This is a genomic window from Pseudarthrobacter sp. NPDC058196, from assembly GCF_042882685.1.
Taxonomy (GTDB): domain Bacteria; phylum Actinomycetota; class Actinomycetes; order Actinomycetales; family Micrococcaceae; genus Arthrobacter.
Map to the genome: position 1 here is coordinate 275998 of NZ_JBHVVN010000006.1, position 20848 is coordinate 296845.

The window sequence follows — 20848 nt, forward strand, 5'->3', positions numbered from 1 at the left end:
TAATCGCTTGTGATGCCAGTCACGGTCATGTAGAGTCACCTCATCAATTATCGATAATCGATTCGAAGGGGAATCACTTTGAAACTCGTTACTTTCCGCCACAACGGCACCCAGCGGACCGGCGTCCTCAACGAGGACGCCTCTACGGTGACTGCAGTACCGGGCGGGCAGGACCTGCTTTCGCTCATCGACAGTTGGGACAGCGCCGCGGCCCAGCTCGCCGCCGTGACCGGGGAAGCAATCCCCGCGACCGAGATTGAGCTGCTGGCCCCGATCCCGCTCCCCCGCCGCAACATCTTCTGCGTGGGCCGCAACTACGTCGAACACGCCAAAGAGTTCGCCAACTCCGGCTATGACGCCACCGCCAGCGCCACCGCGCAACCGGAATACCCGGTGGTGTTCACCAAGGCACCTTCTACCGTCATTGGCACCAACGCCGACGTTGACCCGCACACCGGCGTCACCTCCGAACTGGACTACGAAGCCGAACTCGGCGTCATCATCGGCACGGGCGGCCGCGGCATCAGCAAGGCCGACGCTCTGGACCACGTCTGGGGCTACACGATCATCAACGACGTCACCGCCCGTGACCTGCAGAAAGACCACAAGCAGTGGTTCCTGGGCAAGAGCCTCGACACCCACTGCCCCATGGGCCCCTGGGCCGTAACCCGCGATGAAGTCGGCGACGGTCCCCTGGACCTGCTGTGCACCGTCAACGGTGAAACCCGCCAGAAGGCCACGACAGCGGACCTGATCTTCGACATCCCCACCATCATCGAAACGATCAGCGCCGGCATCACGCTCCAGCCTGGGGACATCATCGCGACCGGCACCCCGGTCGGCGTCGGCATCGGCTTCACTCCGCCGCGGTTCCTGACCAGCGGAGACGTCGTGGAGATCACCATCAGCAAGCTCGGCACGCTGCGGAACCGGATCGGAGAAGGCCGATGAGCACCGCGACCATCCCCGCAGGGCTGACAGCCGTCGGAACGAAACACCTATTTGTCGAAACCACGGGCACCGGCGATGATGTTGTCCTGGTCCACGGACTGGGCGGCACCACCAGCTTCTACGAACCCCTCGTCGCCTCACTGGCCGAACGGTTCCGCGTCACCCGCTACGACTTCGCCGGACACGGCCGCTCGCCCCGGGTCGGGGAACTTAGCCTGGAATCCCTGGCCGCTGAATTGGCCCTGGTCATCGAATCCCAGACCACGACAGGCCGCGCCCACATTGTTGCCCACTCGATGGGAACCCTCATCGTCCAGCAGCTGGCCTCAACACGTCCTGACCTGGTCCGGGAAGTCGTGCTGCTGGGCGCGGTCCGGCAACAAGCCCAGGCGGCCAAGGAAGCCACCCGGGCACGGGCGGCCCTCGTCCGCGAAAAGGGCATGGCCGCGGTGGCCGACACCGTCGCGACCGCCGCCACGGCCGATCATGCAGCGATCGGGAACCCGTTGGTGCGCCCCTTCGTGCGTGAACTGCTCCTGGGCCAGGACCCGGAAGCCTACGCGCAGGCCTGCGAAGCCCTGGCCTCAGCAACCAACCCGGACCTGGCAAGGATCCAGTCCAAGGTGCTGCTGCTGACCGGCAGCGAAGACAAAGTCAGCACCCCGGAATCGAACGAGGCCATCGCAGGGGAGCTGGGCCAGGCCGAACTCCTGGTCGCCCCGGGCACCGGCCACTGGACCGTGCCGGAAGCACCGGACTTCGTCACCGCCGCGGTCCTGGACTTCCTCACCGGCTCCACGCTCAAGCCGGAGACGAAGAAGACGTGTGCCTGCAGCAGCGCCAGCCCCGGTTGTCAGTCACGCCGCCAGCAGACCATCACCATGCAGATCCGCAAAGCCCCCTAAGAACACCTCCACCGTTCCAGCTCAAGATAAGGACAACGAAGTCATGTCGAAAACCCTCTTCACCAACGTCAACATCCTGGACAGCACCGGCGCCCAGCCATTCCTAGGGGAAGTGCTCGTCGTCGATGAGCGCATCACCGACGTCCGTCCCGGCACGGGCAACCTGCCCCGCGAAGGAGCCCGGGTCATCGACGGCCGCGGCCAGACCCTGATGTCGGGACTGTGCGACGCACACACCCACTTCACCTGGAACGACGGCGACCTCAACAGCCTGGAAACGATGAACGTCGAGGAACACCTGCTCCACACCGTCGAGTCAGCCAAGTACTACATCGACTACGGGTACACCATGTGCTTCGGCGCGGCCAGCGCCAAGAAGCGGCTCGATGTCGTCGTACGCGACGCCATCAACGCCGGCCTCATCCCAGGCCCCCGCTACCTGGCCAACGGCCAGGAAATCGCGACCACCGCAGGGGACCTCGTGCCCGGCATCACCCAGATCGCCGACGGCGTGGAGGAAATGCGCAAAGTGGTCCGTGAAACCATCGGACTGGGCGTGGACCAGATCAAACTCAGCATCTCCGGTGAGGAAATCACCGGCACCAAGGCAGCCACCGACACCTACATCACCGAAGAAGAACTCCAGGTCGCCGTCGACGAGGCGCACCGCCGGCACGTGCGCGTCTGCACCCACGCCCGCAGCCGCGACTCTGTGCTCATTTCCCTGAAAACCGGCGTCGACATGATCTACCACGCCTCCTACATTGATGACGAAGGCATGGACCTCCTCGAGGCCGCCAAGGACCGCGTCTTCGTCGCCCCTGCCATCAACTGGCTGGTCGCAACGCTCCAAGACGCCGAAGCGTTCGGCTACTCCCACGAGGCGGCCGAACAGGCCGGCTACGCCCGCGAACTCGACATCGCCGTCAAGGCAATGCAGGAGATGCGTCGCCGCGGCATCCGCGTGCTGCCCGGCGGAGACTACGGCTTCGCCTGGACGCCCCGCGGAACGTACGCCCGGGACCTGGACCACTTCGTGAAGCTCTTCGGCTACACCGAAATGGAAGCCATCATCGCTGCCACCGCCCTCGGCGGGGAACTCTTCGAAAAGCCCAACGAACTCGGCAAGGTCCTGCCCGGCTTCTACGCCGACATGATCCTCGTCGACGGCAACCCGCTCGAAGACATCACCATCCTGCAGGACATCAACAAGATCACCGCAGTGATGAAGAACGGCGAGTTCCACCGCGCACCGGTGGAACCCACGCCTGCGACTCCCGACAACGCGGACCCCGCCGACCTCGCCCTGACCCACCTCTAAAACACTCCCCGCGTAGTACGGCCCCGGCGTCCTTGCCGGGGCCGTACCGCCAGATTCACCCGCACCCGAAAGAGCTAACACCCGCTCCGCGTTCTGTGCACTTCAGCGAAGCCTGCACATGCACACTCCCTCAGCTTTCCTTTTCAAAAAGACAATGACGCCATTTTGACCCTAAGGAACTACCCATGAAGCCCCTTGTCAACATCGGAATCACCGCCGGCATCCTCGCCGGGCTCTGGACCCAATTCAGCACACCCCTGGGCCTTATAACCTGGGTCGGATTCCTCTCCTGGGCATGCTTCTTCGCAGCCGGCGGAAAACGCGCCGGACTCCTGAAAACCATCCCTGCCAACCTCTCCGGAGTCCTCTGGGGCGCCATCATCGTCTGGGGAGCGGCGAACCTCCCCATCCCCGGCGCGCTCGGCATCTCCGTCGCCATCGCAGCATTCGCCATGTGCGTCCAGGCCCGCTGGAGCCTCCTGGGCTTCATCCCCGGAGCGTTTGCCGGATGCGCCGCCTACTTTGGCACCACCTTCGACGCGGCCGGCACCTGTCTGGCCTTGATCGTCGGCGCCTGCCTTGGGTGGCTCTCCGAATACACCGCGGGGCTCCTCACCACGGCTAAAAAGGACCAGGCATCCGTCCCGGTCGCGGACACGCAACCCGTCGCCTGAACCACAGCAAGCCTGCTCGACCCGCCAACCCCTCTCAGGTGCCACCGGCCAGCTCCCCGGCGGTCGGTGGCACCTGACCCCACCCTGCCCGCCGCCACCTAAGGAACCGTGATGAACGCACCAACAGCCCGTACTGCGGCCGGGTCCTTCCCGATCGAACGCAGAACCTTCACCCCCCACCCGCCACAGTCCTTCCGGCTCGATGACTGGTTCCATCTCCCGACAACAGCAACAGTGGAAATCCGCCGAAACGGCACATACGTCAGAACCGCACGCATCGAAGATGCCACCCCCGACTCCCGAATGCTGTGGCTCGCACCCGAAGGCGTCGACTCACGCATCCTCATCGACAAACTCGACGGATACGAAGTGTGGATTGACGCCGAGCAGCTCTACTACATCCAGCAACACCGGTAACCGGAGGAGGCAGCCATGACTATCATTACCGAACGGCCCGGCACTCTCGATCCCACCCACGTGCGGGACACCATGTCCATGGTGCCCACCAGCGTCGCCGTCGTCGCCGGACAGTCTGAACTCACCGGTGACCGTGCCGCCATGATCGTCGGATCGTTCGTCTTTATCTCCCTGGACCCGTGCCTGGTCGGCTTCTTCATCGGCCACGAGTCTTCCAGCTGGCCACAACTCAACAAGGCCACCGTGCTGGGCATCAGCGCTCTTGCATCAACACAGGCGCAGTTCTGCCGCAAGCTGGGTAAAAAGGACGCGGACCGCTTCGATGACAGCTTCTGGATCCAAGGAGCATACGGTGCCCCACTGGTCGCAGGCGCAGTCGCGGCCTTGGAATGCCAAATCGAGAACGTCACGCCCATCGGGGACCACGCCTTTGTCCTGGCCAAGGTCCTGGGCCTCAACACCGGGAACGCCAAAGATCCCTTGGTCTTCCAAAACCATGAATTCGCGGGACTCCTCCCCCGCTAACGCCCTTCGCGTCCGCGCGCAGCAGCTTGAAATGCCTTCGCCTCGCACTAGGCCAGGGCACCGGACGCCGCCGGAGGGAAAGGCAGGGGCACGATGGTCCACACGATGGAAGCCGGCCTGAATGCCTCTGCCATCAGCTTCGCCGGAAACGTCAACTAAATGCCAACGACGGATCAACTAAAATGGGACGCTCCCGCGTGTGGAGCACACCCCACCCTCACAACGTCTCCTGGGTCGTCGGATGTCAGCGAAGCCGGAAGTCTTCGACCATCCGGGCGACGTGAAGGGTCAGGTATGTCACTTCGTCTTCGGTCAGGGGGTGCCCAGCCGCAGCTCGAGGACTGCCTGCAGCTTGAGGGCGGTCGCGTACGCCTCCGGGTAGGCCTCGCGGATTGCTTTGCTGAGAGTGCTGGCCCCGTCGTCCAACTGTTGGCCTGTCTGTGCGCGCACGAAGAAGTAGCGCAGGTGGGTGATGAAGCGGGCCGCACTTCAGCCGCTACGACAACCCCGGCGCCAGCAAACACAACCACGTCCGCCACCTCGAAGCACTCGGCTACACGGTCACCCTGACCCCGGCAGCCTGACCTCCATTTTCGTCACTATCCGACGCCTCCCCGCACACCCGCCGGATAACCTCACACGCGCCGACCACAGGAAGCTCACCTCATTTTCGGACTAGGAAGAATACTGGCCGGTAGTGCCTCGCTCTAAACCGGCGCCCCTGATTCTTCGCGAACCGCATAGCGCCTTAAGGCTGAAGGACTCCAAAAATACTCTGACGGATGTTCCACAGCCTCGGGGAAGAACGTAGCGGTAGAAGCCGATGTGTCGGACCCGCGCAAAAGCGCGAGAACCAAAGCCCGCTTAGGTCATTTTTAGAGAAAGCCACCTTACTGGTTTGCACGGCTGCCGACAGGGCCAGATGCCCCCTATCCCGCGCACCTCAAGCTGCCTGTCCGCCTACCCCTTCGCTAGGTCAGCGGTCAAAACATCTCCGTCAAGCCCCCAGCCTAGACAGTCATATGTTTGGCCAAGTAGGCGTTTAAATGACCAGCCCAGCGCTGCTTGACGACATCAAATTCCTCTAGCCACTGGGTCTCCACTCTTGGAAGCGGCAGGTCGATGGCTTCGAGAAACATCTCCACCGGAATCCATGCACGGCTTCTTAGCTTAACGAGGGCCGCCTCTTCTTGAAGTCTGACGAGCCGATCACGATCCCCCTGCAATAAAGCGTCACACAACTCCCCCAAGGCATACCGAAAGCCGATGGTTTCTTTGGCTGCGGCGGTCTGGTCGAGAACTCTAAGTCGCTCAAGAACAGCCAAAATAAATGCACGATCGCCTTCATTGTGCAGGACGGTGGCGAGCATAGCGCTTCGCATGGCATAGCTATGGCCGACGAGTTCAGCCTCATCTGCATATCGCTGCAGCTCTTGTGTATCCAGATCGTGAACAAAAAGCGCCCGTCGCACAAGTTTGTCGCCCAAATCCTCTAAAAGTTCTCGCTGGCGTCCTGCGTTCTGAAGTTTGGCGATCTTCTCATCAATCTCGCGGAAGTAACGTTCAGGGCGTCCGTGGGCGTATTCGGTCGTCCTGACGATCTGAGGCATCGCGTTAGTTCCCTCAGCAGCTGTCATGGCGTCGGCGAACCTACGTGCCATGCTGAGTACTAATGGTGCCTGGGCGACGTTCAGAGGGGAAGGCTCTATGGCAACCAACCGGTCAAAAACGGTCAGTGCTTCGTCCCAACGATACTGTGCCTTCAGGTTGTAACCCAGGTGGCGCCCGGCGACACAACGCAGAGGGTGGTCGGATTCGAAGACTGATTGAAGCAACTGCATGCGCTCTTCCATGGGCCGGTCGATCGCCTTACCACCAATAAAATCAAGGACACGCTGCCCGTATGTCGTCGTACTCGCGCCGGGAACCCTGAACCCCAGCCCCTGTACCGAGGGGCTGAAGACGATCGCTTTAGAAAGCCAATCGGCATAGGACGGACTCCCTGACGGATCGAGTGTCACCTCTTGTTCACATACAAGAGTGATTGCAATCCCGAGCGCATCAAGAACCTCCCGAGAATCTTGCCTCTTCTTGGCGTCATCGTGAAGTTCACGGACAGCGGCCACCGCGCGACTGGCGGCGACCTTCCAGTCCTGTTCTGACCAACCGGCCGCAACACGATGGTCCGCTGACCGTATCGCTTCTCGAACAGCGTCGTGCATGCGATGAGGAAACCGTTCGCCGTTGTAACGATCGATCATTGGACGCCCGACGGCCCGCTCAGCGCAGCCGTGGTCGACTCCCGCAGCAGCAGATATGAGATGCGTGTCGAATATGCGAAATAAGGAGGCTCCTCGGATCGCGCGCTGCTCGTCTGGAGGCACATCTTCAAGGACACGCATCACGAGTTCACCCAAAGAGCCCGAGACATCTGCCACTTCTACCTGCCGGCCATCACCGGCTCCCTTGATCGTTATTGCCACTTGCCGGGCCAGCTCCAGATACTGGGGTAAACCGGCGGAAGACCTTACAAGTTCTTCTACAACGCCATCGCTCATCGGAAGGTCAAGCTGCTCCCTCCCTCGCAGAATCACCGCCCTGGTATCAGATGGGGAAAGCCGCCCCAGCAAATGTTGCCTAGGTTCGCAATCCGTGCCAGGTACCAAATTTGGCCAAAATCGACGGCCGCGATTGGGAAGGTTGACGCGAGCCTCGTTGTACCAATCCAGCATGTCGCGCCCTGTTAGTACAAAAAGGACATTCGGCATAGCGTAGATGAGAGAGTTGAGATAGCCCTCCGATACCCGCCGCGGATCTATTGCCAAGCGTTCAGTTGTGTCCACAAAAACTGCGACAAGCGGGCACGGCGCCAGCTTTGACAGCTCCCAGGAAAGTAACTCTGCAATTTCACATGCCAAGTCCGGACGGGGTTCAGTTGGACTAGGTTCCGTGCTGCAGCGGGTAAGGAACTTTTCGAACCCCGGGTACGCGTCTATGCCGAGCCTGAGATCACGACTCCGTTGCACCTCGGCCATCAATTTGCGGACTGCGTACACTCCCAGTCCCGCCCCGGTCCCAGCCGCAGCAACCTCGAAAACCTGTCCAATGTCAGAAAGCGTGTCACGAAGAGTTCCTGTGACGACGTCAGTGAGCTCGTCGCGTCCACCGAATTTTGGGAGCGGTTCACCGGGTCGAAGTGCAGAGAGGTACGCAGCAAGAGCTAAATCAAAAACGGGCCACCGATGGGCGAGTTTCGAAACGCCGGCACGCAGAGTGATGAGTGCTGTGGCGATGTCTATCTGCCCCGCCGAGCCGTGGAGATCAATGCGCGCAGTGGCGTTGACCTGAGTGGCTGGAGGTGGACCCCACCCGTTTACCAAGGGCAGCGCACGGTTGGCCCATTTCTCCAGGCGCTCAGAAAGCGCAGTCTTGCCTATTCCGCCCAGCCCGTAATAGACCAGCACGTTTAGACGAGCATCGTCGGCATCCGTATCCGAATCCAGGTACGACCTGAAGCTTCTAAGGGCGTAGCTGAAAGCTCTGGCCTCACTCTCGCGATCAGTGAAGAGCTCGCCCACTTGCAGATCTTGCGCACGGCGGGCGGAACGCCCTGGCGGCGGTACTCTCATGACGAGAGCTTACCTTTGCACCTAGCGGGAGTCTTCTCCGAACCAGGCACAGCATGTCCCAAGGGACTACGGGTGAAGGAATGCGATGTGGTCGGGCTGAACAAGCACAGTACACGCTTTTTCGTAAGTATCACTTCAGCCGTGGCAAAGCGTGCACGTCAGGATCTTGAACCCTGAGAAAATGAACACCCACTGGCGGTCGCAATGTGGCTCAGAAGGCTACTGGCAATTGTTCAAGATGCCAGCGATAGCGTCGTGCTCAGCCTGCGTTGCCCAGAGACTGTATTTCGTTTTGACCGCCGTTTGCCGCTCGACGTATTCGCACCGGAAAGATTTGTTCGGCGGAAGCCATGTGGCGGCATCATTATCGCCTTTGGCGCTGTTTGTGGGGCCGTCGGCTGCCATGAGGTTTAGCGGGTCGTTCGCGAGTTCTTTGCGCTGATCTGCACTCAGCTGCTGGGCACCTTTCTGCCATGCGTCGCTGAGGGGAACGATGTGGTCGATCTGGATGTCCGAGCTGGTGTCCTGGCCGTGGACGAAGTTGATAGTGGTGCCCGTGTACTTGTCGGCCAGTTTGCCTGTCGCGACGACGCAGTTGTTGGTTCCGGGCTTGAACGTCTCCCCAGTCAGGTCGCGGGCGAGGATGTCATTGCGGGTGTCGCACCCGTTGTGGTCTGTGTCGGCCCAGGCGGGTCCAAACTCATCGCGGGTGTAGCCAGTCTTTGGGGCTCGCCCCTTGACCGGGATGCGCTCAAGCAGGACGAGAGCCTGGGCTGCTTCACGAGCAGAGTCACCGCCCAACGACTGACCAGCAGAGATATTTGGAGCGGTTCCCGCTACGGCATGGGCGGCAGCGTCACAACCAGCAAGAGGGCCAACCAGCAAGAACGCGGCGGCGGCGGTCAAGGCTGGGGCGATTGAGCGAATGATTTGAACGGCCCTTCCGTACGGCGAGGAGTTATTCCACGCTAACTTCGGCTACCTCATACAAGCGGTAAGAGGACATGTGGTGCCCGCCACATCGGAGCAAGTGGAAGAACCGAACCAAAAGCACCTGTCAGGCTGAATCAGTTCGCCGTGGCCAAGCGGACCTTGGAACGGGTCCCTATGAGTCGCTACTTGGTCAGGGGTTGCTCCGTTGATTGCTTGGACTCCGCGCCACCAGGAAGGATCTCACTCAATCTCGCAATTTCCCGGATGTGCTCTGACGTAAAGATGATCTTTCCCTTGCCCCAGCAGGCGTGAGGGAACTTTCCGCTGGTCGCGCCGTCACGCAGCCAAGACTCAGTGCAGCGCATCAGCGCTGCTGCTTCGGCAGGCTCAAAAAATTCGATGTCCACAGCGTCTCCCATGAATAGGTGCACGTTTCCCAGTTCATGCACCCGGAGGGACCCGCCAACATGACCGAATTCCTAGTCGCTGGCTTTGATTCCCTGTAGGCCCGTTACAGCCGCTGGAAAGCCGTCACAGACCGCTCAGTCGCGTCGGCGCCCACCTGCAATGCCTCAGGCATCAAGTGACCGTAGACCTGCTCCGTAGTCTTCGTGGAGGCGTGCCCCAGCCGGCGCGAGATGGTGAACAAGGGCACGCCGTCCTGGATAAGCCAGGACGCGTGCGTGTGGCGAAGGTCGTGGATCCGTGGGTTCTTGGTCAGGCCATTTGCCTGGGCCGTGCGAACGGCCGGGACCCAGTAGTCGGCCCAATAGAGCTTGTGGAAGATCCGCCCGCCCTTGGGCGTCGTGAACACCAGTTCCTTTCCTGGCCTGCTCGCCACCAGCGGGATCAGCAGCTCCACCAGCGCAGGGTTCAGTCCTATGGTCCTCTTACCGGCTCCGGTCTTGGTCAGGCCAACGTAAAACTGGTTTTGCCCATCCCGCTTCCAAGCCTTGTTGATCCGTGCAGTAGGCGGTTTGGAAAGCAGGTCCACGTCCGCCACGGTTAATGCGGTGGCTTCTCCAAATCGGGTGCCGGTCATGACCAGGAAGTCCGTGAAGGCCTTGAACCACTCTCCCATCCCCTCCATGATGAGGCTGAACTCCGCATGGGTGAGGAACATCGCCTCGTCCTCGGCCTTCTCAACGCCCGGTAGCTGCACCCCACGGCAGGCGTTCCGCGTGATGTAGCCGAGCATCTCCGCCGTATTCATGGCTGCCGAGATCAGGCCATGTACGTTGTGGATAGTCTTCGGGGCTTTGCCCTTCGCCATCATCGACTTCACCCAGTGCGCGATCAGCCGGTAATCGAGTTTGTCCACGGGCACGTGGCCGATGACGTTCCGGATATGCAGGTCCAGCATCGTCTGGTACGTCTTCGTGGTTCCGCTCGACGGGCGGAGCAGCAGGTCGATGTGCTCCTGAATGACTTCAGCAACAGTGGGTGTGCGCTTCTCGTTGGAAAGCATGGCATGCTGCGCGATTTCGAACGACTGGCCGTTAGCGTCGAGAAGCCTCTTTAGGGTCTCAGCCTCGGCGAGACTAGCGACTGTGAGACCTTGCTGCTCGCGGCTCTTCGGGTCCCGCCACAACACCATGTAGGACGATGAACCGTCCTTCTTGGTGCGTTTTCGAATGCTGGCCACACAGAAAACGGTACGCCGCTGTCAACACTTTGGGTGGATTTGTCAACACCAGAGGAAGTAAGAGGCAGCTGACCTGCGGAAACACTGTGCCCGAGGTGGGACTCGAACTACATTCCGACCCTTGCAAACACGGGGAACCCGCGAAAACATGCGGAATCCTAGCCAGTCCGAAGGCCGTTTGGCCCAGTACGAGACGGAAAGTGTGGACATTGTCCATACCCGCTCTCGGGGGCGTTGGAGGACTACCGGGGCACCAGATGCTTGGAGATCTCGGCGGCTGAGTCCATCAAGTCGATAGTGCACGCGGCGACTCCGACGACGAGGTCGAACCCTTCATCCGTGGTGAGGTCATGCCGGTAACCGTTGATCCACGGCAGCAGCACCATGAGCGTCCACGCCGTCCGTTTGTTGCCATCAATGAGTGAATGGAACCGGGCAACCGACTCCAACAACGCGGCCGCCTTCACCGCCAGTTCCGGATAAGCTTCAGCGCCCATAACAGTCGTAGCCGGCCTGGCCAATGCTGAGGCCAACAACCCGACATCACGGACATGGAAGCCGTACCGATCGACTACCTGAAGTGCGTCCTCAATGTCCAGGTACGCTGTCACGCGTCTTCAAGGCGCTTCAGCAGATCAGCGTCATGACTCATAACAAAACTGAGGCCTTCGCTGATCTCACGCCGGCGCGCGTGGCGCTGAAGAACCAACTCTGCGCCCTGCAACAGAAGCGCGGACTTGGACGTGTGTTCCTCGGCAGCCAACTTCTCCAGCCGCCGATCGAGGTCTTCAGGGACGCGGAGATTCATAGCCATCCCCTTATGGTACCAAACCGGTACCCGCCGCTGGCGGGATGCAGGCACCCGCTCGTTCGACGCGGGAACTCGAAGACCGATTCGAATCAGGACCGCGGTTCTGAGGTCCCCGTCTGCTTGCGGCCTGGCACGAATTCACCTCAGCACCAAGCCCGCTCCCCTGTCTCATAACCAACGGTGAGTACCAGATATTGGCTACGAAATTATGAGAGACGATTCCGAGAATCGCCGTTGCCATCGCACATAGAAATCAGCGACCGCGCCTGTCACCAGGCCAGGTGATCCCGCGGCAGAGTCAACGGTTCGGACTCATCGATCAGTTCGAGAACGAATATGCGCCGTTACCAGTAGCGGCTGAGTGGGCTCCCGGGCCGCCCCTCTAGATTGCGTCAACGGCAGTCATTCTGCGCGTACGCGGGTGCGCCTACACTTATGCGCTGGCGCCTGCAAATGGCAAATTTCCAGTCAAACTTTGTCGGACACACCTAGTTGTTGCACCAGGGGTAGCGCTTCTTGCCGACTTACCGACAGCGTGTTTTTTAGATACAGGAAATGTCGTAGTCGAAGCTGCCCGAGGTGTATTGGGTGAGGGCAACTTTCCCTCCGCCGGTCAGGGGGACGTCGGAGCACCTGCGTTTCGCCGCGGCCGACGAGCTGGCACCCGGAAGCCAGCTACGCAGGGTGAACAGGTTGCTCGTAGCCGTAACGGTGCCAACGATCTGCGTCCACTGGGCGCTCGTGGAGTACAGGCCGACTCCGGCGCCAATGCTCGCGAAGTAGGCCGACATGCCCTCCAGATCCGCCCTGTTCGCCACCCTATCCGTCGACCAGCTGTTCCCTGTCTCTACATCCAGCCACCAGGTATACGAAGCCGGGTTGCTAACCCCACGGATGTTCGCATCGTCATAAGCCTTGGCGTACCCGTACATGTACGAGCATGCTGCCCCGACCGATCCGCCGGTGCACTGCCCATACGGGTTCGGCACGGATGTCCCGCCGTAGGTGTTGCTGCTGGGCCACCAAGATCCGGCCGTACGCGGGTTAGCGGTGTTCACGTACAGGGCGACCAGGGGCTGGCCCGTCCCGCCCTTTGAAGTGCGAGCCCATGACAGCTCGGCGGCCAAGCACGGGTTGGTGCTGTTCGCCAAGCCATTGTTTACGCCAACGACGGCGAAAGTCTGGGTCTTGGGCAGGGTTTGGCCGCACTGAGGCCAGGACACGTCGTTGCCGGGACCAGTGGTGGTGGATGCCTGTGCCGGCGTGCCGACAAGCATCAGTACAGCAGCTGCCGATGCAGCCAACAGCAACCGGAAACGCGAAGAAGGGGGTGCATAACTAGCCAAGGACATCGTCGGCCTTCCGATCGGGAGCTGACCACGAACAGGCAACCAGCATGATCTCCCGGGTTGACGCGGTCAAGGAGCAGCTCACCAGCCCAAGACTCTTCTGCCAACTGCCGGAGGAAGAGACGCAGAGCCAATCCACAGCTGTATGGCTGCGGGTGAATGGGGGTCGAGAGGCCCTTCCGTGACGCCGACATCGCGGTACTTTGCAGCCCCCTGGAAATCAGCACCGCTGAAGCGGCGGTCGCCATCGCCGTTGAGCTTTACGGTGAGCACTAAATGCAACTCAGTAACCGCGACGACCTGCTTCTGGTGGCCCATGAGACCCTGGACAAAGGCCGCAAGTGAAACCTGTCGTGAGCGACTGTCCACTGCCTTAGCCCGTTCATTACTGGCTTCGTATTGGAGGGTGCGGCTATGTTCGGCGAAGCGGGCAGGGCTGGGCGTCTGCGATGATCTCCCGAACGGCGCGGCAGATGACGTCGGGTTCCTCGCGGTGGATGTGGTGGCCTGCGTGTTCGGCGACGACAAGCGTGCCGCGGGTTGAGAGCTGGGCGAGCTCTGATTGGAGGTCAGCCCATAATGTCAGTGCCGCCATGGTCCCGGCAGCAGTCCTGCCGGAGCCTGCCGGCCCGGGCCGGGAGGCCGCGCGTGTGATCACTGTGAGTGGTAGATCGCCAAGGGTGGGGGCATGGTTTCTCAGGTATGGTCCTGCGGTCAGGAGGGCGTGTACCTCCCCGAGAAGAGAGCAGCGGTGCCTGTTCCTCAGTTGCAGTGCCAGCCCGAGCTCGACCGGGCTTCCGTGGAACCGTTGGCGTGCCTCGGCGCGGGTTTTCCGGGCGATGCCGATGTCCGCCCCGAGCCGGACGAGACCTCGTGGTGCGACCTGCCGGGCGCCGGCGAACAGCCTGGCGGCCAGCCGCCGTGCCCGGACCCGTGCGTCGAGGAACTGTCCGGCACGCTCAAACTGCCGGTCATGTGGGGTATCGACCAGAACCAGCCCGAGCATCCGATCCGGGTGGTTGGCCGCGTAGATCCGGGCAACCATCCCGCCGAGCGAGTGCCCGACCAAGAGGTAGGGCGGGGAAACATGGCCGGCGATCAACAGCCGGTCAAGGTCATCAGCCATCCCGGCGACAGTTTCCGGCCGGGTCCGGGCCGGGCTCCACCCGAGGCCAGGACGGTCGTAGAGGCACACGGTGGTGTCCCGGGCCAGTTCCCGCTGCACCCCCGCCCACTCAAGGGCGGCCGCGCCCAGCGCAGTAACCACCACCACTGCCGGGGCGCCGCGTCCGGCTCGCCAAAGGTGTAAACGGCGCCCGTCGATGTCCACCAATTCCCCGGGTGGAGGGAAGCGACGGCGGTCGCGCTCCGTAGCGATCACCTGATAACCGACGCTCAGCACGCCAAAAGTGACGCAGCCTGCCAGCAGACCAGGGATTCCCACCAGCTGCCGTTCCGGCATCCGCCCAGCCGCCCTCCCACTTAGTAAGCGCTCATTGCATAAGACTGGTGTCCCGCCGTTCCGGACTGGCTTCGAGTTTTTCGTGCCGAGTGCCGCTGGCTCTTCGTTGACGGCTTCACTGCCGAATAAGCGGTCGCAGACGCACACGATGACCGGCGCAGCAAGGGACGAAAGCTACTCGACCGAGAGATTCCGCCCCAACAGGCACCAACCGTAAGAGGACCTGCAACGGCTCATTCCGCTCCGCAAAGCGTTTTGTGCTTCTATGGCTGGTCGGTGCCGCTGGCTGCCTCCTTCTGCCCTGGTGGCAGGACGAAGCTCTTAACGATGCCCAGGTGCTGGATTTCGGCGTTGGGTAGCCCGGCAGCGGCCACGAGTTCCTGGAATGATCGACCGCTGCTGAAGCGGTCAAAGACTTCCCTGTTCGGGCAGCTGTCGAGGACAGCGATGCCGTCTTCAGTTTCCATGCAGAGGTGTAGGTCCAGTTGGCCTTCCGGAAGGAGTGCGAGCATGCGGTCGTGGGCGGCAAGTAGCTCAGCCGGGTTCCCCCGGAAGGTGTACATTCCTAGATACATTTTTTCTGCCTCGCTTGTTTCTCGCTGGGGCGCTGTTTTGTTCGGTGGCTGGGGAAGCGGATTTACAGCATCGTGGTTGTTGGTCGCCGCGCGGCCCAGGGATTGGCCCGTTCCAGCTGTGCGGCAAGGCGGAAAAGGGTTGCCTCGGCGCCGAAGGCGGCCAGGAAAGACATTCCGACGGGGAGCCCGGCGGAGTCGGTGCCCGACGGTATCGACATGGCCGGGTTACCGGTGATGTTGGCGTACTCGCCATCAAACATCAGGAACCGGCCAGCTTCCTTCTCGCCGCGGAGGGGGTCTTCACCCGTGGCCGTTAGGGTGCCCAGCGGCAACGGTGGCCAGCCTACCGTCGGCGTCAGCCAGAGGTCGTAATTATCTAAGAATCCGGCGATCCGGCGGCTAAAGCGCTGCAGTTCCTCCACGCCTTGGAGGTAGTCCGCGGCACTGACCTTTCGGCCGCGTTCGAACAGGACCTCGGTGTCGGGTTCGATTTCGCCCGGTTCCGGCCCGTGCCCTTGCCGGTTCGTCCAGTACCCTTCGATCCAGCTGGCCGCGGCACCGTAGACGGCGCGGAGAGCTCGGTGTCCTGCACGATCCAGCGGCTCCGGATGCGCTTCTTCGACATGGTGGCCCAGGCTGACCAGTAAGTTCACCGTCGCGTCAAAGGTCCGCTGGTAGTCAGGATGGACTGTCTGGCCCCTGTTGGGTGCAGCCGTGGCCGCGATTCTCAGGCGTCCCGGCGCGGTCATCATCTCGGCCATGTACGGGCGCTCCTGCGGCGGAGCGCAGTATGGGTCACCGGGAGCCGGTCCGGCGACGGCGTCCAACAATGCAGCCGCGTCGCGGACTGTGCGGGTCAGCGCAAACTCGGCCGCAAGTCCGCCCGCGATGTCGCCATATTCCGGTCCGAGCGGAACCCGTCCGCGGGTTGGTTTGAGGCCGAAGAGTCCGCACCACGCTGCTGGATAGCGCAGTGAACCGCCCAGGTCGTTTCCGTGTGCCATCGGGACGAGGCCGGCCGCAACGGCGGCCGCCGACCCGCCGCTGGATCCGCTGGTGGAAAGAGCCAGGTTCCATGGGTTGCGCGTTGGGCCATGGAGGATTGGTTCGCAGTGCGGACTTAGGCCAAACTCACAGGTGTTGGTCTTGCCGACGATGGCCAGCCCGGCCCGCTGGAACCGCCGCGCGAGCTCCTGGTCCGTGCGTGAGACGTTCCCCGCAAGCCAACGCGAACCTTCCGTAAACCGTGTCCCCGCGATTTCCAGGGCGAGATCCTTGACCAGGAACGGCACCCCTGGAAACGGATAGCGATCGGATCCTCCGTTGTCATGCGGTGTGTTTCCGGCCGGGGCGGGCAAACCGTCGTGCGCCAAGTCCAGCTCGAGGATCACGGCGTTTAGGGAAGGGTTAATTGCCCGGATGCGTTCCCTCGCTTCCGCAAGCAGTTCACCGGCGCTGACCTGGCCGGAGCGGACTAAGTCGGCCTGCTCCGTTGCATCCATCCAACGGAGTTGTTCATCCACTGCGACCTCCCTTGGCGGCATTACGACAGTCAGTTTCCGGCGAAGGCTCTACGCCCGGAAACTATGGCCGGACAGTCCACGCGGTGCGGGGCTCATGGCGGCCGGGGAAATCCTCGGCGACCTCGTCGGCAAGGCCGGCCCGTTGCGGCTCGCCGCCTCGTAAGGCATCCCAGGGAGCCACATGCTGCCCGTGCCGGGCAGAGCCGGCGCTCGCTTTCATTTCCTAGGCAGCCACAGGCCACCTTGGGCTGCCGCTACATTCCGGGCATCAGGCCCAGTTGCCCCATCATTGACGCGACGTCAGGGTGAGCCCGGAAGGAGACGATCTTACCGTCCCTGATGGACGCGAAATAGGTTCCGGTCCCGACCACGGATTTGCCCGTGGCGGGAATTTCCCGGTCCCCCATGCGCAGCGGCCCGGTATTGGTTCCGGTGAACTCCAGTTCAGCCGCCACTTCGTCGTCGCTGACCACCCTGCTCGTGGTCCTGACGTGCATATCCGGGAAGGCTGAGAACCACGCGTCCATGTAGGACTGGACCTGATCCCGTGTGTGGAAGGGCTCCGCGGTCATCACATCCGAAAAGGTAAAATTATCGGCCAGCAGGCCGGCGAAGCCGGCCGTGTCATGCTGGTCCCAGGCCGCCATCCCGCGGTCGTCAAGCTCCTCAACTTCAGCGCGTGACATCACACATCTCCTCCTTGAAAATGTCCTGACGCGGTTCATGCTAGACCTGCCAAGGCACCAGTCAATGGGTCGTTGGTCCTCTGTCTCCCGCCGCCGTCGCGGGTGAACTCAGGCACGTTAGGCACACCGCCAAGGCAAGGATCCACGTCCGGAAGTCATCAACGCCGCAAACACGGTCAGCGTTTGCAGGGCAGCGATGGGCGGACAGCCCCGTTCCGCACCCGTCAAGATGATTCAAGGCAGGCTTTGAGGTATGTGAGTTGGCTGACCTCGGCGCCCATGGTGCGTTGGATCAAGGGTCCGGCCAGTTTCATGAGGCCCTTGGGCTGCACATCAAGAGTGAATCTCACGAGGGTCCCCGTGGCGTCCTGGGTCAGTCTGTATTCCCCGACGGGACGCGCCGGCCCGGCTACGACGTGGAACGCCAGGAATTCCCCGGGCCGGGCCTCCGTAATTTCATAGTCTCCAGCCACCGGACGGCCGCCGGGACCGGTAAGCGTCTGCTGGTAGACGGCCCCGACGCTCCCGGCAGCTCCGCTTCGCAGGCTAATGGCCTGAACACCCGAGCGCCATTTCGGGTTATTCAATCCATCCGCCAGAAACGCATACACCACCTCAGCTGAGCAGGCGATAGCGATCTGATTTTCTGCGTGGGCCATACTTATCCTTCCAACAACCGAGCGCCTGTCACCGACCATACAATTCCACCAGTACTAGCGGTTTCGCGGCGTCCTGCCGACGCAGGCCACGTCGGCCAGCATGTCAGGAGAACGTTCACTAAGTCCAGGGTCAGGATGGGTTACATCAGGTGCCCGACAGCTGCCCCAGTTCGCCACCGGGGTGGGAAGCATATCCGTGCGGATGTCGCCCCAGAGGGATCATCGGCCCTGTCTGAACCTGGTGTGGTGCGGCAAGCTTTCCTCTATGCCGTTCCTTCTTGATTACGGGACCGACCACGGAGCGGGCTGGTTCAGGGTTGCAGGCACGAACTCAAGACGCTATGGCCAAGGCTGTGGAGGCTTTACGGGGTCTGGAGTGCAGCCATGCGGTGTTGCGGCAGACTAGTTACCCGCACGACTTTGTAAGGCTGGGACCGGTTATTGCCGCCTTTGCCAGGGGTGGACGGTGCAAGGGGCCTGGCCGGGCCTGCGACGACTTCCGCCACTGGGATCTGGCTGTCCAGGGAAGGATTGGACGAGCTGAAAGCGTAGAGTCCGAAGCGGGCGGCTGCGTCCTGTTGAGGTTCGTGTTCCCCGCCGTGTCATGCCGGTTTGTCAATGTGCCCACAACGCCTCAGCAGTCCCGCCCGGAAATGCTCTCAGACTGCACCAGCTGGGTGCACCCGTGGACTTTCTGCACGAAAAAAGCCCTCCCCGCTGTGTCGAGGAACTCTCGTGCAGACGGCGCCGAATCACAGGTGGTTCAAGGCCCGCGCCCCCGGGTGCTGATGCTTAGCCGACGCGGCGAACAATCAATGTCCTGATCGGCGCCGACGGGGCCACCGAGCCTAGACTCCTGATCATGAACTCAGTCGAAATGGAGAGCGGAGCCGAGCATCGCTGGCCTGCCGTGATTGGCCTTCTCGCTGCGCTGGGCTTATACGGGTCGCTGCCGACGACATTCCTGCCTGGCGTTCGCTACGTCGTCGTGGTGGTCGGACTGGGCCTCCTGATTCCGCTGGTGGTCCTAAATCCTCGCCGGCTCACCCGCGAAACTCGCTGGTCCAGAATTCTTTCCATCGGCCAGGCGCTCCTCCTGGTCGTGGCCAACGAGGCTGCCTTGGTTCAGTTGGTTATTGCCCTTACGACAACCAACAGCAACGGCCCGACCCTTTTGCTCGCCGCACTTCAGGTATGGGTAACGAACGTGATCGCTTTTGCCTTGGTCTATTGGGAACTGGACCGCGGCGGACCTGTATCCCGCCGACACACCTCGCGCTCCAACCTGCCCAGAGCAGACTTCCGCTTCCCGCAAGATGAAGACCACGATGCCGTAAAGGAAGTTGCCGCCAGATCTTCGGTCAAAACCGGCTGGACTGCGGCGTTCATTGACTATCTGTACTTTTCGCTGTCCAACTCCATGGCATTCAGCCCCACGGATACAATGCCGCTTTCAGCCCGGGCGAAGGCACTTATGGGGTTGGAAGCCTTCGGCGGCTTCGTGCTGCTGGCGTTGGTCATCGCCCACGCCGTTTCCCTGCTCGGCCAATGACAGCGCAGGGTGATGGAGCAGCTTAGGCAGGAGCCGCCAGGACCGTCGCGGCGGCCACGTTGGCACCTCACTCACGGTCGTCCTCCGGCGTCCGCCCGCGTAATCCCAGGCTTCGCTACCAAAGGGGCCAGGAAGAGCACCTGGCCGTTGGCCGACGGGAAGACCGCCCTTTGCTGCGCACCCACGGGCATGGTGCACTCGCAGTTCGCACGTTGGAAGCGGAGCTTGAGCAAGTGGATATCGAACTCGATCATGCCCTGGACGTGGCCCCATGATGGTCCTGGTGGCAGATGACGACCCGGGACCGCTGATGGTGGCCCAGGCCGCCGTCGAACGCTCCGGCCACAACTGCCTCACCCCCAGTGACGGCGATGAGGCGTGGGGCCCTGTTTCTGGAACACCAGCCGGACGTAGTGGTCACGGAGTGGATGATGCCCGGCCTGGACGGTTCAGCACTGTGCAGCGCCATACGGGCACGGACCACGATCTGTACACCTACATCATGGCCCTTACCTCGCAAGGATCCCGGGACGACGTCCTCTCCGGCCTCGACGCCGGCGCAGACGACTACGTCACCAAGGCGCTTAACCCCTTCGTCCTGCATACCCGGCTGCTCGTGGCACAGCGCGTGACCACACTCCACGCCGACCTGGCACGCTATCGGACGATGCTCTCCCACCAGGTCCGCACCGATGCCCTGACCGGCCTGAACAACAGGCTCAAGCTCACTGAAGTCCTCGAACAACTGCACGAACGCAGCCTGCGGTACGGCGAGGAACATTGTCTCGCCATGCGCGACGTGGACAACTTCAAAAGCTCCAACGACATCTACGGGCACCAGGCAGGCGACCTCCCCTGCAGGCCGTTGCTGCCGCCCTCGCCACAGTCACGCGAACCAGCGACGGCGTGTACCGGTACGGTGGCTAGGAATTCCTGCTCGTCCTGCCAACGCAACCGCCACAAGGAGCCAAGGAAATGCTGGAAAAGGCACTTCACGCGGTCAAGACGCTGAGCATCACCCACTCCGGAGACCCGACCGGCCACCTGACACTCAGCGCAGGTATTTCAGCCTTCACCGACTATCACGCCGAGGCCGACAACGTTCTACGTGAGGCCGACGCGGCCCTCTACATCGCGAAAGCAACTGGCCGGAACAGAGTGGCAACAGCGCCTTGAAGCTGCTGCTCCGCGACGTTATCGGCCGCAGTCCGCCCCGGCGACAAGTACTCGT

General features: G+C 62.0%; 22 protein-coding genes. 9 read left to right on the forward strand and 13 right to left on the reverse strand.

Translation table 11 applies throughout. The annotated features are described in order from the left end of the window. Positions 1-78 precede the first annotated feature (78 nt). From ACFVVC_RS10900 to ACFVVC_RS10925, 6 genes are all read left to right on the forward strand, one after another. Positions 79-951, forward strand: coding sequence for a fumarylacetoacetate hydrolase family protein (locus tag ACFVVC_RS10900; protein WP_387452565.1), 873 nt, complete (start codon positions 79-81; stop codon positions 949-951). Further along, positions 948-1856, forward strand: a complete 909-nt coding sequence (locus tag ACFVVC_RS10905) for an alpha/beta fold hydrolase (RefSeq protein WP_387452568.1) — start codon at positions 948-950, stop codon at positions 1854-1856. Before ACFVVC_RS10900 ends, ACFVVC_RS10905 begins: the two co-directional genes overlap by 4 nt. Positions 1857-1899: 43 nt before the next feature. Continuing rightward, on the forward strand, positions 1900-3177 hold the full coding sequence (locus ACFVVC_RS10910; protein ID WP_387452571.1) for an amidohydrolase family protein: 1278 nt from the start codon (positions 1900-1902) through the stop codon (positions 3175-3177). Between the two features lie 185 nt (positions 3178-3362). Next, entirely contained in the window at positions 3363-3851 is a 489-nt protein-coding gene (locus tag ACFVVC_RS10915) for a DUF1097 domain-containing protein (protein ID WP_387452574.1), read from the forward strand. A 111-nt stretch (positions 3852-3962) separates the two neighbouring features. After that, positions 3963-4268, forward strand: a complete 306-nt coding sequence (locus ACFVVC_RS10920; RefSeq protein WP_387452577.1) for a hypothetical protein — start codon at positions 3963-3965, stop codon at positions 4266-4268. Positions 4269-4283: 15 nt separating this feature from the next. Further along, a complete protein-coding gene (locus tag ACFVVC_RS10925) occupies positions 4284-4793 on the forward strand; it encodes a flavin reductase family protein (RefSeq protein ID WP_387452580.1) in 510 nt (169 codons plus the stop codon). Between the two features lie 312 nt (positions 4794-5105). On the opposite strand, the gene ACFVVC_RS10930 is transcribed toward ACFVVC_RS10925, so the two are convergent. From ACFVVC_RS10930 to ACFVVC_RS10990, 13 genes are all read right to left on the reverse strand, one after another. Then, positions 5106-5267: a hypothetical protein gene (locus tag ACFVVC_RS10930; protein ID WP_387452699.1), complete on the reverse strand. Its 162-nt coding sequence runs from the start codon at positions 5265-5267 to the stop codon at positions 5106-5108. Between the two features lie 536 nt (positions 5268-5803). Beyond that, the gene (locus tag ACFVVC_RS10935; RefSeq protein ID WP_387452583.1) at positions 5804-8371 is read right to left on the reverse strand and encodes a hypothetical protein; all 2568 of its coding nucleotides are present in this window, start codon (positions 8369-8371) and stop codon (positions 5804-5806) included. A gap of 270 nt (positions 8372-8641) precedes the next feature. After that, entirely contained in the window at positions 8642-9328 is a 687-nt protein-coding gene (locus ACFVVC_RS10940) for an HNH endonuclease family protein (RefSeq protein WP_387452586.1), read from the reverse strand. A 209-nt stretch (positions 9329-9537) separates the two neighbouring features. Further along, entirely contained in the window at positions 9538-9762 is a 225-nt protein-coding gene (locus ACFVVC_RS10945; RefSeq protein ID WP_387452589.1) for a hypothetical protein, read from the reverse strand. A 104-nt stretch (positions 9763-9866) separates the two neighbouring features. Continuing rightward, the gene (locus ACFVVC_RS10950) at positions 9867-11000 is read right to left on the reverse strand and encodes a tyrosine-type recombinase/integrase (protein WP_387452592.1); all 1134 of its coding nucleotides are present in this window, start codon (positions 10998-11000) and stop codon (positions 9867-9869) included. A gap of 242 nt (positions 11001-11242) precedes the next feature. Continuing rightward, positions 11243-11611: a type II toxin-antitoxin system death-on-curing family toxin gene (locus tag ACFVVC_RS10955; RefSeq protein ID WP_387452595.1), complete on the reverse strand. Its 369-nt coding sequence runs from the start codon at positions 11609-11611 to the stop codon at positions 11243-11245. Then, complete coding sequence (locus ACFVVC_RS10960; protein WP_387452598.1) at positions 11608-11808, reverse strand: ribbon-helix-helix protein, CopG family; 201 nt, start codon at positions 11806-11808, stop codon at positions 11608-11610. Before ACFVVC_RS10960 ends, ACFVVC_RS10955 begins: the two co-directional genes overlap by 4 nt. A 545-nt stretch (positions 11809-12353) precedes the next feature. Continuing rightward, a complete protein-coding gene (locus tag ACFVVC_RS10965) occupies positions 12354-13088 on the reverse strand; it encodes a hypothetical protein (protein ID WP_387452601.1) in 735 nt (244 codons plus the stop codon). 484 nt (positions 13089-13572) lie between these two features. Then, on the reverse strand, positions 13573-14604 hold the full coding sequence (locus ACFVVC_RS10970) for an alpha/beta fold hydrolase (protein ID WP_387452604.1): 1032 nt from the start codon (positions 14602-14604) through the stop codon (positions 13573-13575). Positions 14605-14885: 281 nt separating this feature from the next. Next, positions 14886-15197 (reverse strand): hypothetical protein, encoded by a 312-nt coding sequence (locus ACFVVC_RS10975; protein ID WP_387452607.1) that lies wholly within the window; start codon positions 15195-15197, stop codon positions 14886-14888. A 62-nt stretch (positions 15198-15259) separates the two neighbouring features. Further along, on the reverse strand, positions 15260-16720 hold the full coding sequence (locus ACFVVC_RS10980; protein ID WP_387452610.1) for an amidase: 1461 nt from the start codon (positions 16718-16720) through the stop codon (positions 15260-15262). 254 nt (positions 16721-16974) lie between these two features. Beyond that, on the reverse strand, positions 16975-17406 hold the full coding sequence (locus tag ACFVVC_RS10985; RefSeq protein ID WP_387452613.1) for an ester cyclase: 432 nt from the start codon (positions 17404-17406) through the stop codon (positions 16975-16977). 224 nt (positions 17407-17630) lie between these two features. Continuing rightward, a complete protein-coding gene (locus tag ACFVVC_RS10990) occupies positions 17631-18065 on the reverse strand; it encodes an SRPBCC family protein (protein WP_387452616.1) in 435 nt (144 codons plus the stop codon). Between the two features lie 862 nt (positions 18066-18927). On the opposite strand from ACFVVC_RS10990, the gene ACFVVC_RS10995 reads away from it, so the two are divergent. From ACFVVC_RS10995 to ACFVVC_RS11005, 3 genes are all read left to right on the forward strand, one after another. Further along, positions 18928-19617: a hypothetical protein gene (locus ACFVVC_RS10995; RefSeq protein ID WP_387452619.1), complete on the forward strand. Its 690-nt coding sequence runs from the start codon at positions 18928-18930 to the stop codon at positions 19615-19617. Positions 19618-19900: 283 nt separating this feature from the next. After that, a complete protein-coding gene (locus tag ACFVVC_RS11000; RefSeq protein ID WP_387452622.1) occupies positions 19901-20629 on the forward strand; it encodes a diguanylate cyclase in 729 nt (242 codons plus the stop codon). Further along, positions 20593-20793: a diguanylate cyclase gene (locus tag ACFVVC_RS11005; RefSeq protein WP_387452625.1), complete on the forward strand. Its 201-nt coding sequence runs from the start codon at positions 20593-20595 to the stop codon at positions 20791-20793. The genes ACFVVC_RS11000 and ACFVVC_RS11005 overlap by 37 nt, the downstream gene beginning before the upstream one ends. Positions 20794-20848: the final 55 nt, after the last annotated feature.

Coding starts and splice junctions, on each gene's coding strand:
- ACFVVC_RS10905 (WP_387452568.1), top strand. CDS start 948: ATGAGCACCGCGACCATCCCCGCAGGGCTGACAGCCGTCGGAACGAAA.
- ACFVVC_RS10910 (WP_387452571.1), top strand. CDS start 1,900: ATGTCGAAAACCCTCTTCACCAACGTCAACATCCTGGACAGCACCGGC.
- ACFVVC_RS10915 (WP_387452574.1), top strand. CDS start 3,363: ATGAAGCCCCTTGTCAACATCGGAATCACCGCCGGCATCCTCGCCGGG.
- ACFVVC_RS10920 (WP_387452577.1), top strand. CDS start 3,963: ATGAACGCACCAACAGCCCGTACTGCGGCCGGGTCCTTCCCGATCGAA.
- ACFVVC_RS10925 (WP_387452580.1), top strand. CDS start 4,284: ATGACTATCATTACCGAACGGCCCGGCACTCTCGATCCCACCCACGTG.
- ACFVVC_RS10960 (WP_387452598.1), bottom strand. CDS start 11,808: ATGAATCTCCGCGTCCCTGAAGACCTCGATCGGCGGCTGGAGAAGTTG.
- ACFVVC_RS10965 (WP_387452601.1), bottom strand. CDS start 13,088: ATGCTTGTCGGCACGCCGGCACAGGCATCCACCACCACTGGTCCCGGC.
- ACFVVC_RS10975 (WP_387452607.1), bottom strand. CDS start 15,197: ATGTATCTAGGAATGTACACCTTCCGGGGGAACCCGGCTGAGCTACTT.
- ACFVVC_RS10985 (WP_387452613.1), bottom strand. CDS start 17,406: ATGTCACGCGCTGAAGTTGAGGAGCTTGACGACCGCGGGATGGCGGCC.
- ACFVVC_RS10990 (WP_387452616.1), bottom strand. CDS start 18,065: ATGGCCCACGCAGAAAATCAGATCGCTATCGCCTGCTCAGCTGAGGTG.
- ACFVVC_RS10995 (WP_387452619.1), top strand. CDS start 18,928: ATGAACTCAGTCGAAATGGAGAGCGGAGCCGAGCATCGCTGGCCTGCC.
- ACFVVC_RS11005 (WP_387452625.1), top strand. CDS start 20,593: ATGCTGGAAAAGGCACTTCACGCGGTCAAGACGCTGAGCATCACCCAC.